This is a genomic window from Kitasatospora sp. NPDC058115 (assembly GCF_042884635.1).
GTDB lineage: Bacteria > Actinomycetota > Actinomycetes > Streptomycetales > Streptomycetaceae > Kitasatospora.
Map to the genome: position 1 here is coordinate 213,981 of NZ_JBHVTL010000002.1, position 12,121 is coordinate 226,101.

Below are 12,121 nucleotides of genomic sequence, written 5' to 3' on the forward strand. Positions count from 1 at the left end.
CCACCGATCCCGAAGGAGGACCCATGAGCCGGCGCACCCGCACCGCCCGCCTCGGCGCCGCCACCGCCCTCACCGCCGCCCTGGCGGCGGCACTGCCCGCCGCGCCGGCGGCGGCCCGCGACCACTCGTACGTCCAGATCCGCAACAGCGCCAGCACCAAGTGCCTGGAGATCGCCGACTGGCGCACCGACGACGGCGCCGCCGCCCGGCAGTGGACCTGCACCGACCTCGCCAACCAGAAGTGGAGCTGGAGCGACGCCGGCCAACTGACCAACGCGTACAGCGGCAAGTGCCTGGAGGTCCCCGGCGCCTCCACCCAGTGGGGCGTCCAGGTCGAGCAGCGGACCTGCAACGGCAGGCCCGAGCAGCGGTGGAGCGACGCCAACTGCCTGCCCGACGGCAGCCGCCTGATCATCAACCTCAACAGCGGGCTCATGCTCGACCTGGCCGGCAGCAGCTCCGCCGACGGGGCGAAGGTCGCCCAGTGGCCGTGGAACGGCGGGGCGAACCAGAAGTGGACCTACAACCTCGACTGCCGGCCCGGCGGGGACGGCTGACCGCACCGCGACCTCCTTCCCGTACGCATCGAGGGGAACCCCATGACCCGTCGTCGCACCACCCGCCGCCCCGTCGCGGCGGCCGCGGTCCTCACCGCGGCCGCCGCGCTCGGCCTCGTCACCCCCACCACCGCGCAGGCCGGCCCCGCCCAGCCCGTCGCGCTCATCACCATCAACCGGTCCCCGCTCCAGCAGTGCCTGGACGTCACCGACCAGCGCACCGACGACGGCGCGCCCGTCGAGCAGTGGCCCTGCAACGGCGGCGCCAACCAGACGTGGTACTGGACCGACGCCCACGAACTGGTCGGCGTCGGAAGCGGCAAGTGCCTGGACATCCCCTTCGGCAGCAGGGAGGAGGGCGTGCAGGCCATCATCTGGCCGTGCCACGGCGGCGACAACCAGAAGTGGACCGCCGAGCTGGTGCACCACGTCGGGCTGTACACCCTGACCAACACCAACAGCGGGCTCCTGCTGGACGTCCGCGGCGAGGACCCGACGCCCGGCACCCCGGTCATCCAGTGGCACGCCAACCACGGGTACAACCAGAAGTGGCTCTACTCGTCCAGGCCGGCCGGCCTCCAGTGATCCGGGAGTCCGCCGTGCGCACCCACCGCACCACCCCGCACCGCCCGAGCGCGGCCGCCGCCGTGCTCGCCGCCACCGCCGGCCTCGTCCTCCTCCCGGCCCCCGGCGCCCACGCCGACGGCGTCCCGGGGCCGATCAGCGGCTACCTCAACATCCACAAGTGCCTGGAGGTCGCCGACTGGCGGACCGACGACGGCGCCCCCGTCCGGATCTGGGACTGCCACAACGGCGCCAACCAGCGGTGGATCCGCACCGCCCACGAAGAGTTCGTCAACGTGAACAGCGGCAAGTGCCTGGACGTCCCGGACTACAGCACCGAGCCGGGCACCCGGCTCGTCCAGTGGACCTGCAACCGCGGCACCAACCAGGCGTGGCAGAAGGTCCCCCGCCCCTCCCACAGCGAGTGGTCCGCGGTGAACCGCCACAGCGGGCTCAGCCTGGACCTGTTCGAGGCCAACCGGACCAGCGGCACACCGGTGGTCCAGTGGCCGCCGGGTTCCGGCTCCACCCAGTACTGGTACTGATCCCCCGCCGCCCGCTGCGCCCGGCACCCGTGTGCCGGGCGCAGCGGGCGCCCGGTTAGGCTCGGGCCGTGCCCGGACCCGTGACCTCCCCGCCCCCGCCCGGCCCCGCTCCGGCCGACCTGCCGGAGCGTTCGCCGTGGCCGCGGTTCGCCCTGCTGGTGGTGATCCTCGCCGCGGTGACCGGCGCGCTGCTGCTGTGGAACCCGACCGCCCTGTTCGACGGCAGCCTGTTCACCGGCACGCCCTGGTACTGGCGCGCTCCGCTGTTCACCGCCGTGTACGCGGTCGGCACGGTGGCCTTCTTCCCCCGGCCGGCCCTGAACGCGGCCGCCGGGCTGCTGCTGGGCGTGCAGCAGGGGCTGGCGCTGGCCGTGCTGGGCACGACGGTCGGGGCGGCGGTCGCCTTCGGGCTGGCCCGCTGGCTGGGCCGGGACGCGCTGCGGCGCCTCCTGCGCGGGCGGGTGCTGCTGGCGATGGACCGGCGCTTCACCCACCAGGGGTTCCGCAGCATCCTGCTGCTGCGGCTGCTCCCCGGCCTGCCGTTCCAGGCGGCGACCTACGGCGCGGCGGTCTCCGGGGTCCGGTTCCCGCCGTTCATCCTCGCCACCGCGCTCGGGGTGATCCCGGTCACCGCGGTCTACGTCGCGGCGGCGGCCACCGCGCGCGAGCCGGGGTCCACGGGCTTCCTGCTCTCGGCCGGACTGATCGGGGTGATCGCCCTCACGAGCCTGGTCCCGCTGGTGCGGGCGGCGCTCCGTCGACGGCGCGCGGTCCAGGCCTGAGCGCCGGGCTCCCGGACGGCGCGCCGGGCGTGGGACACGCCGATGCGCTCGGCCGACCGGGGTCGTTGTCGGTGGTGTGTGAAATCGTTCCCGCATTGTTGACAGAAGGTCAATTGCGCGGCGACCGCGACCGATATCTTCTACGCGCGCAACCGTACGTCCCTCCGCCGCGTCGCTTCTGATGCCCGGGTCCGCCCGGGTCGTCGGCGCGGCGCGACTCGTACGGACGGCGCGAGCGGGCACGAGACCGGTGATCAGTGCGATACTCGGACAGTTCCGACGAGTGGATGACGTGTCAAAAGGGCACGCGCACCGGGGGACCTGTATCGGAACAGAGGCAGGGAGGCGCGGCATGGGAGCACTTCGCGACGAGCACCACAACGGGTGGCTGATGCCCTCCGGGAGCTACCCGGCCGCGGTGTACGAGGACGAGTGGGTCGAGCAGGAGACGGTACCGTCGTCCCCCGCCCCGGCGAAGATCGTCTCCCTGCGGCCGACCGGATTCGAGGCGGCGCGCACGGTCGGCGAGCACATCCGGGCGGCCACCCCGGTGGTCATGGACCTCACCGAGATGGAGGAGGCCGAGGCCAAGCGGATGGTGGACTTCGCCTCCGGCCTGATCTTCGGCACCCGCGGCGGCATCGAGCGGATCGCCCGCCGGGTGTTCCTGCTCACCCCGGCGGACGTCGAGGTGATGGTCATCGACCGCCCGCTCGACGACACCGGCTTCTACAACCAGAGCTGACCGGCACCGGCCGCGACCGGCCGGCAGGGGCACCGAGAACCGGGGACGGCAACCGCCGTCCCCGGTTTTTTGCCGTCCGCGCGCCGGGCGGCCGCGCCTCGCACGAGACGCCCGGATCAATTCTGAGACATCCACGTCTCACGTGACGTACACTCGTCCCATGGCCACCGACCGTGACTCCGTGCTCGAAGCCGCCGTCGGCGTGCTCTCCCGCCGCCCGACCGCCCACCTCGACGAGATCGCCCGCGCCGCGGGCATCAGCCGCGCCACCCTGCACCGGCTCTTCCCGGGCCGGGACGCGCTGATCCGCGAGGTCGGCATGCTCGCGCTCCAGCGGCTGGCCGCCGCGCTGGACACCGCCGCGGTCGAGGAGGGGGACGCGCACGCCGCGCTGCGCCGGCTGATCGACGAGATCGTCCCGGACGCCATGCTCTGCGCCTACCTGACCGGCGAGAGCCAGCTCTACGACGACGAGGCGGTCAACGACCTCTGGGAGGCCCAGATGGCCCGGCTGCACGCGCTCTTCCTGCGCGGGCAGCAGCAGGGGGTCTTCCGCATCGAGCTCTCCGCGGCCTGGCTCAGCGAGGCGTTCTTCGACCTGCTCGCCGGGATCGGCTGGGCCGTCCAGGACGGCCGGCTGGCCTCGCGCGACGCGACCTTCTCGCTCGCCGAGCTCCTCCTCGGCGGCGCCCTGCGCACCCCGCGCCCGCACTGACCCCGACTCCCCCATCCGTCGCACCCCGGACCGGAAACCGGACACCGATACCCATGAGCAGCACCGTCCACCTCCAGCCCCGCCTGCGCTGGACCGGCCTCGCCGTCCTCGTGCTGGCCGTCACCCTGGTCGCCGTCGACGCGACCGTCCTGTCCCTGGCCATCCCCTCGATCAGCGAGACCCTGCGCCCCAGCGGCACCCAGCTGCTGTGGATCGGCGACGCCTACTCCTTCGTCCTGGCCGGCCTGCTGGTCTCGATGGGCTCGCTCAGCGACCGGATCGGCCGCAAACGACTGCTGCTGGTCGGTTCCACCGCGTTCGGCGCCGCCTCGCTGCTCGCCGCGTACGCGCCCGGCGCAGGCTGGCTGATCCTGGCCCGCGTGCTGCTCGGCGTGGCCGGGGCGACCATCATGCCCTCCACCCTCTCGCTGATCCGCACACTCTTCCCGGACGACCGCGAGCGGGCCACCGCGATCGGCGTCTGGGGCGCCGCCGCGTCGGCCGGTGCCGCACTCGGTCCGGTGGTCGGCGGTGTGCTGCTGGAGCACTTCTGGTGGGGTTCGGTGTTCCTGCTGAACATCCCGGTGCTCCTGCTGCTGCTGGTCTTCGGCGCCTGGCTGCTGCCGGAGTCCAAGGACCCGAAGCCGGGCCGCTGGGACGTCCTGAGCGTGCTGCTGTCGCTGACCGGTGTGATCGGCGCGGTCTACGCGATCAAGGAGGCCGCGGCGCACGGCGTGGCCCGCTGGAACGTGCCGGCCGCGGGCCTGCTGGGCGCGCTGGCGCTGATCGTCTTCGTCCGCCGCCAGCTGCGCCTGGAGACCCCGCTGCTGGACGTCCGGCTCTTCGGCGACCGCCGCTTCACCGCCGCCGTGCTGGCCTCGCTGATCGCGCTGATCGGGCTCTCCGGCATCGTCTTCGTCACCTCGCAGTACCTCCAGCTGGTCCGCGGCTACCCGCCGCTGAAGGCGGGGCTGGCCGAGCTGCCGGCCTTCGCCGGCGCCATGGCCGGTGGTCTGCTGACCGCCCGGCTGGTGCGCCGCACCGGCGCCCGGACGGCGCTCACCCTCGGCCTGCTCACGATGGGCGCCGGGATCGGCCTGCTCGGCTGGATCCAGCAGGACACCACCTACCTGGTGCTGGCCGCCGCCTTCCTGCTGGTCGGCACGGCGGAGGGCGTGGTCTACACGCTCGGTGCGGACCTGGTGCTGAAGGCCGCGCCGGGCGACAAGGCCGGCGCCGCGTCGGCGGTCTCCGAGACGGCCTACGAGCTGGGCACCGCGCTCGGCATCGCCCTGGTCGGCTCGGTGGTCGGCTCGCTGTACGCCGGCCGGCTGGCCGTCCCGGCCGGCACCGACCCGGCGGCGGCCGCGCAGGCCGGCGAGTCGCTGGGCGGCGCGGTGGAGGTGGCCCACGGGCTGCCCGACGCCCTGGCCGGGCCGCTGCTGGCGAGCGCCAGGGACGCGTTCGTGCACGGCGTGAACGTGGCCGGGATGCTGGCGGCCGCGCTGCTGCTGGGCGCGGCGGTGCTGGCCTGGCGGCTGCTGCGCGGGCTGGGCCGCGGGACCGACCGGCCGGCCCCGGAACCGGCCCCGGAACCGGAGCACGAGCGCACGCCCGAGAAGGCGCACGCCTGAGAAGTCCACGCCCGGGACCGCGGTTCCCCGTCCCCCGACCGCCGGGGGACGGGGAACCGTCGTGTCCGGCGGGCCCCGGAGGGTCAGACCGTGCCGAAGGGGAGTTCCAGCTCCGCCCAGACCACCTTGCCGTCCCTGGTCAGCCGGCTGCCCCAGCGCTGGGCGAGCTCGCTGACCAGGAACATCCCCCGGCCGCCCTCGTCCTGCTCGGCGAAGGGCCGCAGCTGGGGCGTCTGGCCGCCCGCGTCGGCGACCTCGACGGTGAGCACCCGGTCACGGAAGAGCCGCAGCCGGCGCGGGGCGTCGGCGTGCAGCAGGGCGTTCGTGACCAGCTCGCTGACCAGCAGCTCGGCGTAATCGGAGAGCGCGCCCAGTCCCCAGGCGTCCAGTGTGGCGCGGGTGAAGCGGCGGGCCTTGCCGGGCAGCCGTCCGCCGCCGGTGAGCGGGAGGGTGGCGACCCGGTCGGCGGGCAGTGGCAGCACCCGGGCCATGATCATCGCGATGTCGTCGTCACTGCCGCCGCTGACCAGCGCGCCGAGGACGGCGTCACAGCTCTCCTCCAGGGTCCGCCCGGGGCCGGACAGGGTGCGGGCGAGCAGGTCGATGCCGTCGTCGAGGTCCTGGCCGCGCCGTTCCACCAGGCCGTCGGTGTAGAGGGCCACCATGCCGCCCTCGGGCAGCGCGAACTCGACCGACTCGAAGGCCACCCCGCCGACGCCCAGCGGCACCCCGGGCGGCATCTCGACCCGCCGGGGCGTGCCGTCGGGGGCGACCCAGACCGGCGGGAGGTGACCCGCCGAGGCGACCTGGAGGGTGTGCTCCAGCGGGTCGTAGACGGCGCAGATGCAGGTGGCGAACTGGCCCTCGCCGATTCCGGAGGCGGTCTCGTCAAGCCGGGTGAGCACCTGCTCGGGCGGCATGTCGAGGGTGGCCAGGGTGCGGGCGACGGTGCGCAGCTGACCCATCGTGGCAGCGGCCCGGATGCCGTGGCCCATGACGTCGCCGACGACCAGCGCGACCCGGCCGCAGGAGAGCGGGACGACGTCGAACCAGTCGCCGCCGACCTCGCTGGTGACGCTGGACGGCAGGTAGCGGTAGGCGATCTCCAGGCCGAGGGTGCGGTGGATCTCCTGGGGCAGCAGGCTGCGCTGGAGGGTGAGGGCGGTCTCCCGCTCCCGCCGGTAGAGGCGGGCGTTGTCGATGGCCAGGGCGGTGCGGGCGACGAGTTCCTCGGCCAGCGCGACATCGGAGGCGGTGAACGGCTCGGGGTTGCGCATCCGGATGAACTCGGCGCCGCCGAGGACCATGCCCCGGGCGATGACCGGCAGCATCAGGTAGGAGTGGATGCCGGCCGCGAGGCCGGGGGCGACCCGGTCCGGGCTGGCGACCAGCCCGCGCAGCACCTCCGCGTCGACGTGGGCGCGCAGCAGCGGGCGCCCGCTGCGCAGGCACTCGGTGTAGCTGCGCCCGGGGGCGTACTCGGAGACCTCGCCGACGACGTCGACGGCGTGCGCCAGACCGGTCTCGTAGGCCTCGCCGACCGCGACGGCGCGCAGCAGCGCGCCGCGGTCCTCCGGGATGGGGGTGGGTTCGGCGCCGCGCAGCACGGTTTCCAGCAGGTCGACGGTGGCGAAGTCGGCGAACCGGGGGACGACGGCCTCGATCAGCTCCTCGGCGGTGCGCTGGAGGTCGAGGGTGGTGCCGATCCGGGCGGTGGCCTCGGCGATGGTCGCCAGCCGTTCCTGGGCGCGGGCGGCCCGGGCCTCGGCCTGGAAGCGCTCGGTGACGTCGATGATCGAGGAGCAGACGCCGAAGACCCGGCCGGTGGAGTCCTCCAGCCGGAAGTAGGAGGCGGACCAGGCGCGGTCGCGGCGCGGGTCGCCGGGGACGCGGCCGTGCGAGCGGGCGTCGACCACGGGTCTGCCGGTGGTCAGCACCTGCTTCATGATCTGTTCTATCTCGGTGCTGTTGATGCCCGGCAGGATGCTGCTGATCCGCCGTCCGAGGTGGTCGGCGACGGGGAGGCCGTTCATCCGTGCCAGCGACTCGTTGAGCCGCACGTACCGCAGTTCGGTGTCGTAGACGGCCATGCCGATCGGGGACTGGCCGAAGATGCCGTCGAGGACGGCGAGGTCGGCCTCGACCCGGTGCAGGGCGGCGATGTCGGAGGCGGTGGCGAGCAGCAGCAGGGTGCCGCCGGGGCCGGCGATCGGGTAGGTGCGGAACTCCAGCTCGACGGTGTGGCCGTCGCGGTGGCGGACCGGGAAGACCCCGGACCAGCCCTTGCCGCCGAGGATCCGCTCGAAGAGTTCGAGGACCTCGGGCCGGTCGCTGTCGTCGGTGAGCAGCCGGGCGGCGTGGCTGCCGACGGCCTCCTCGGCGGTCCAGCCGAGCAGGGCCTCGGCGTCCTCGCTCCAGTGCAGGATCAGACCGTCGTCCTGGAGCAGGGCGGTGGCGAGCGGGACGAGGCGATGGCCGTCCAGGCGTGCGGGGCCGGCGTCGGCTCCGGGGCCGGTGGCGTTGGTGGCGTCCCACTCGTCTCTCCGCATGATCAGACTGCACCCCGGTTCGGCTTCGTGCCCGGCCGGGCGGTCCTCGTGGTTCCTGCGGCCGGGGTTCTTCTCCAGACTGCACGGACATCGGCCGCCCGGCGACCCCTTGGTGAGGGGCAGCGGTCGTCCAGGTGTACGGGCGTCATGGGCCTACCGGCCGCAGCGTACTCTCCAGAAGGCTCGCCCACTGCCGGATCACCCCGGATCGCCGGGCGCTGTCGTCGGTGAGCAGGTTGGCGAGGCCGAGGCCGCGGGCCATGTCCAGGGTGGCCTGCACCGTTTCGCGCACGCCGGGCCCGGTCTCGTCGGCGCCGAGGAACTCGACGGCGGCACGGTGCGCCTCGCGGCCGACGCGGCCCTCCAGTCCGATGATCCGCTCGCGCAGCGGCTCCTCGGTGGCGGCGGCGACCCACAGCTGGAGGGCGGCGCGGAAGAGCGGGCCGGTGTAGAGGCGGACGATCATGTCGACGACCGCCTCGGTACGGGCCGGACCGGCGTCCGGCAGCGCGTCCGCGTGGGCCCGCACGGCGGTCAGCCGCTCGGCGGTGACGTGTTCGACGGCGGCGGTGAAGAGGTCCTCGCGGGTCGGGAAGTGGTGCTGGGCGGCGCCCCGGGAGACGCCGGCCCGTTCGGCGACGACGGCGACGGTGGAGCCGTTCCAGCCGAGTTCGGCGAGGCAGTCGACCGCCGCCGCGAGCAGCCGGGCCCGGGTGGCGCGGCTGCGGTCCTGCTGGGGGGTGCGGGCGGCCGGGTGGGTGGTCATCTGCGGCGGCGGTCCTGTCCGTGCGGGGCTGGCGGCTGGAAGATCCTCGCAGACGGCGGTGGGGGCGGTGCGGCCGGTCGGGGGGCGGCCGCACCGGTGGACGGCGGCGGCCGGTTCAGCGGGCGGCGGCGGCCTCGCGCTCGCGCAGCTCGCGGCGGAGGATCTTGCCGGCCGGGGACTTCGGGACGGCGTCCAGGAACTCCACCGCGCGCACCTTCTTGTACGGTGCGACCTGGCCGGCCACGAAGGCGGCGACCTCCTGCTCGGTCAGCGCGCTGCCCGGGGCGCGGACCACGAAGGCCTTGGGGCACTCGGTGCCCTCGGCGTCGCAGACCCCGATCACGGCGGCGTCGGCGATCTGCGGGTGGCTGAGCAGCAGTGCCTCCAGTTCGGCGGGGGCGACCTGGTAGCCCTTGTACTTGATCAGTTCCTTGACCCGGTCGACGATGTGCAGGTAGCCGCGCTCGTCGACGAAGCCGATGTCCCCGGTGTGCAGCCAGCCGTCGGCGTCCACGATGGCGGCGGTGTCGGAGGGCCGGCCGAAGTAGCCCTTCATCACCTGCGGCCCGCGGATCAGCAGTTCCCCGCGCTCGCCGGGGCCGAGGTCGCCGCCGGTGCCGTCGAGGGCGGTGACCCGCAGTTCGGTGGAGGGCACCATCCGGCCGACCGAGCCCGGGGAGGGGTCCGGGTCGGTGGGGTCCATCACATGGCTGACCGGGGAGAGCTCGGTCATGCCGTAGCCCTGGAGGATGTGCGGCAGGCCGAGCCGGCGGGCGCAGGCCTCGGCGAGTTCGAGGTCCAGCGGGGCGGCGGCGCACAGCAGGTACTCCACCGAGGAGAGGTCGAACTGCTCGACCACCGGGTGCTTGGCGAGGGCGAGGACGATCGGCGGGGCCGCGAGCACGGACTGCACCCGCTGGTCCTGGACGGTGCGGCAGAACTGTTCCAGGTCGAAGCGGGGCAGCACGACGACGGTGGCGCCGCAGCGCAGTGGCTGGTGGAGCAGCGCGGCCAGGCCGTAGATGTGGAAGAAGGGCAGCACGGCGAGGACGCGCTCGCCGGGCTTGGGGCGGAAGACGGCGTCGGTCTGGGCGAGGTTGGTGGCGATCGAGCGGTGGGTGAGCATCACGCCCTTGGGCAGCCCGGTGGTGCCGCTGGAGTAGGGCAGCACGGCGATGGCCTCGGCCGGGTCGAGCGCGATCTCGGGCACCGGGCCGGTGGCGGCGAGCAGGTCGGCGAGCGAGAGGTGGCCGTCGGCGCCGTCCAGGACGACGGTCCCGGCGAGCGGGCGGCCCTCGGCGGCGAGCTTGTCGGCGGCGGCGCGGGCGGTGGGCAGGAACGGCGAGACGGTGATCAGCCAGCGGGCGCCGCTGTCGGCGAGCTGGCCGGCGAGTTCGCCCGCGGTGGTGAGCGAGGGCACCGGGGTGACGGTGGCGCCGGCCCGGGTGGCGCCGAAGAAGGCCATCGGGTAGCGGACGCTGTTGGGGCTGAACAGGGCCACCACGTCCCCCTGCCGGACGCCCGCCTCGGCGAGGCCGGCGGCCACCCGCCCGACGGCATGGGCGAGTTGCGCGTAGCTGACGGTCTCGCCGGTGATCCCGTCGATCAGGGCGGGCCGGTCGCCGTGGCGCTCGGCCTCGCCGAGGACGGCGTCGTGCAGGGCGAGGTCGACGATGCCGACGTCCGGGAACTCGCTGTGGAACACCAAGGCGTGCCTCCTGTGCGGTTGTTGGCGCGGGGCGGGACGGCCGGCTGGAGGTCGTGGCGACCGGCCGTGCGGCGTGCGGGACAGGAGCATACGGACAGTGGGCGTCCGGTGCGCCCCAGTGACGGACGTTTGGCGGAGCGCGCGGGGCGCAGGGGTGGCGCGGGCTGGCGAATTCCGAGGTGGGGAGGGGTCGGCGGGGTCCCCGGTCGGGGGACCCGGTCAGATGTCAGAACGATGATGCGACGATCCGTTCGAGGCCGTACCGGCCGTCGGGGCCCGCGGCACTCCCGACGGGACTTCCGGCAGGGATTCCGGCAGGGATTCCGGCGGGGCTTCCGGCGGGGCTTCCGGCAGGACCCACGGCGGGAGTCCCGGCAGGAGGCTCAGTAGGACTTCGGCAGTCCGAGGGTGTGCTGGGCCACGTAGTTGAGGACCATCTCGCGGCTGACCGGGGCGACCCGGCCGACCCGGGTGGCGGCGAGCAGCGCGGCGAGCCCGTACTCCTGGGTGAGGCCGTTGCCGCCCAGGGTCTGCACGGCCTGGTCGACGGTCCGGGCGGCGGCCTCCCCGGCCGCGTACTTGGCCATGTTGGCGGCCTCGCCGGCGGCGGCGTCCTCGCCCGCGTCGTACAGCAGGGCGGCCTTCTGGGTCATCAGCCGGGCGAGTTCGACCTCCACCGCGCAGCGGGCGAGCGGGTGCGCGAGGCCCTGGTGGGCGCCGATCGGGGCGGACCAGACGGTGCGGGTGCGGGCATAGTCCACCGCCTTGCCGAGCGCCTGGCGGGCGAGGCCCAGGGAGAACGCGGCAGTCATGATCCGTTCGGGGTTGAGTCCGGCGAACAGCTGCAGCAGCCCGGCGTCCTCGTCGCCGACCAGCGCCCCGGCGGGCAGCCGGACGTCGTCCAGGAACACCTGGAACTGCCGTTCGGGCGCGACGAGTTCCATCGGGATCGGCCGGTACTCGAAGCCGGGCGTGTCGCGCGGTACGACGAACAGTGCGGGCCGGAGCCGGCCGGTGCGGGCGTCCTCGGTACGGGCCACGAACAGGACGGCGTCGCAGTGGTCGATGCCGGAGACGAACACCTTGCGGCCGGTCAGCAGCCAGTCCCCGCCGTCGCGGCGGGCGACGGTGGAGATCCGGTGGGCGTTGGAGCCGGCGTCCGGTTCGGTGATGCCGAAGGCCATCCGGCGGCTGCCGTCGGCGAGTCCGGGCAGCCATCGGCGCTTCTGCTCCTCGGTGCCGTAGCGGGCGATGACGGTGCCGCAGATCGCCGGGGAGACGATCAGCAGCAGCAACGGGCAGCCGGCGGCGCCGAGTTCCTCCAGCACGATCGCCAGGTCGGTGATCCCGCCGCCTCCCCCGCCGTACGCGGCGGGGAGGTTGACGCCGAGGTAGCCGGCCTTGCCGGCCTCGGCCCACAGCTCGTCGACGGGCTCGTGGGCCCGGGCCCTGGCGAGGTAGTAGGCGGAGCCGTAGCGGGCACCGAGGCCGGCCACGGCGCCGCGCAGTACGCGGCGTTCGGGGGTTTCGAGGAGCTGGCTGCCGATGGCGGACAT

Annotated in this window: 11 protein-coding genes; 7 read left to right on the plus strand and 4 right to left on the minus strand. The window is 74.2% G+C overall.

All coding sequences use genetic code 11. The annotated features are described in order from the left end of the window. Positions 1–23 precede the first annotated feature (23 nt). The 7 genes from ACFVVL_RS02895 (at position 24) to ACFVVL_RS02925 (ending at position 5,542) form a co-directional block, all read left to right on the plus strand. A complete protein-coding gene (locus tag ACFVVL_RS02895) occupies positions 24–557 on the plus strand; it encodes an RICIN domain-containing protein (protein ID WP_387670879.1) in 534 nt (177 codons plus the stop codon). Between the two features lie 42 nt (positions 558–599). After that, complete coding sequence (locus ACFVVL_RS02900; protein ID WP_380295521.1) at positions 600–1,142, plus strand: RICIN domain-containing protein; 543 nt, start codon at positions 600–602, stop codon at positions 1,140–1,142. Between the two features lie 14 nt (positions 1,143–1,156). After that, a complete protein-coding gene (locus tag ACFVVL_RS02905) occupies positions 1,157–1,666 on the plus strand; it encodes an RICIN domain-containing protein (protein ID WP_387670881.1) in 510 nt (169 codons plus the stop codon). Between the two features lie 68 nt (positions 1,667–1,734). Beyond that, entirely contained in the window at positions 1,735–2,448 is a 714-nt protein-coding gene (locus ACFVVL_RS02910) for a TVP38/TMEM64 family protein (RefSeq protein WP_380291668.1), read from the plus strand. Positions 2,449–2,800: 352 nt separating this feature from the next. Beyond that, positions 2,801–3,193, plus strand: coding sequence for a cell division protein SepF (locus ACFVVL_RS02915; protein ID WP_380291666.1), 393 nt, complete (start codon positions 2,801–2,803; stop codon positions 3,191–3,193). Between the two features lie 160 nt (positions 3,194–3,353). Next, positions 3,354–3,908, plus strand: coding sequence for a TetR/AcrR family transcriptional regulator (locus tag ACFVVL_RS02920; RefSeq protein WP_380291664.1), 555 nt, complete (start codon positions 3,354–3,356; stop codon positions 3,906–3,908). Positions 3,909–3,961: 53 nt separating this feature from the next. Further along, positions 3,962–5,542, plus strand: a complete 1,581-nt coding sequence (locus tag ACFVVL_RS02925) for an MFS transporter (protein WP_387670884.1) — start codon at positions 3,962–3,964, stop codon at positions 5,540–5,542. Positions 5,543–5,625: 83 nt separating this feature from the next. Here the strand turns inward: ACFVVL_RS02925 and ACFVVL_RS02930 are convergent, their stop codons facing one another. From ACFVVL_RS02930 to ACFVVL_RS02945, 4 genes are all read right to left on the minus strand, one after another. After that, the gene (locus ACFVVL_RS02930) at positions 5,626–8,091 is read right to left on the minus strand and encodes a SpoIIE family protein phosphatase (RefSeq protein WP_387670886.1); all 2,466 of its coding nucleotides are present in this window, start codon (positions 8,089–8,091) and stop codon (positions 5,626–5,628) included. 145 nt (positions 8,092–8,236) lie between these two features. Next, entirely contained in the window at positions 8,237–8,857 is a 621-nt protein-coding gene (locus ACFVVL_RS02935; protein WP_387670888.1) for a TetR/AcrR family transcriptional regulator, read from the minus strand. 115 nt (positions 8,858–8,972) lie between these two features. Further along, a complete protein-coding gene (locus tag ACFVVL_RS02940) occupies positions 8,973–10,562 on the minus strand; it encodes a 4-coumarate--CoA ligase family protein (protein ID WP_380291672.1) in 1,590 nt (529 codons plus the stop codon). Between the two features lie 386 nt (positions 10,563–10,948). Continuing rightward, positions 10,949–12,121: an acyl-CoA dehydrogenase family protein gene (locus ACFVVL_RS02945; RefSeq protein WP_387670890.1), complete on the minus strand. Its 1,173-nt coding sequence runs from the start codon at positions 12,119–12,121 to the stop codon at positions 10,949–10,951.

Bases quoted from the DNA above. Each gene is read 5' to 3' on its own strand.
- ACFVVL_RS02930 (WP_387670886.1), bottom strand. From the start codon at position 8,091: ATGCGGAGAGACGAGTGGGACGCCACCAACGCCACCGGCCCCGGAGCC.
- ACFVVL_RS02920 (WP_380291664.1), top strand. From the start codon at position 3,354: ATGGCCACCGACCGTGACTCCGTGCTCGAAGCCGCCGTCGGCGTGCTC.
- ACFVVL_RS02895 (WP_387670879.1), top strand. From the start codon at position 24: ATGAGCCGGCGCACCCGCACCGCCCGCCTCGGCGCCGCCACCGCCCTC.
- ACFVVL_RS02945 (WP_387670890.1), bottom strand. From the start codon at position 12,121: ATGTCCGCCATCGGCAGCCAGCTCCTCGAAACCCCCGAACGCCGCGTA.
- ACFVVL_RS02915 (WP_380291666.1), top strand. From the start codon at position 2,801: ATGGGAGCACTTCGCGACGAGCACCACAACGGGTGGCTGATGCCCTCC.
- ACFVVL_RS02935 (WP_387670888.1), bottom strand. From the start codon at position 8,857: ATGACCACCCACCCGGCCGCCCGCACCCCCCAGCAGGACCGCAGCCGC.
- ACFVVL_RS02925 (WP_387670884.1), top strand. From the start codon at position 3,962: ATGAGCAGCACCGTCCACCTCCAGCCCCGCCTGCGCTGGACCGGCCTC.
- ACFVVL_RS02900 (WP_380295521.1), top strand. From the start codon at position 600: ATGACCCGTCGTCGCACCACCCGCCGCCCCGTCGCGGCGGCCGCGGTC.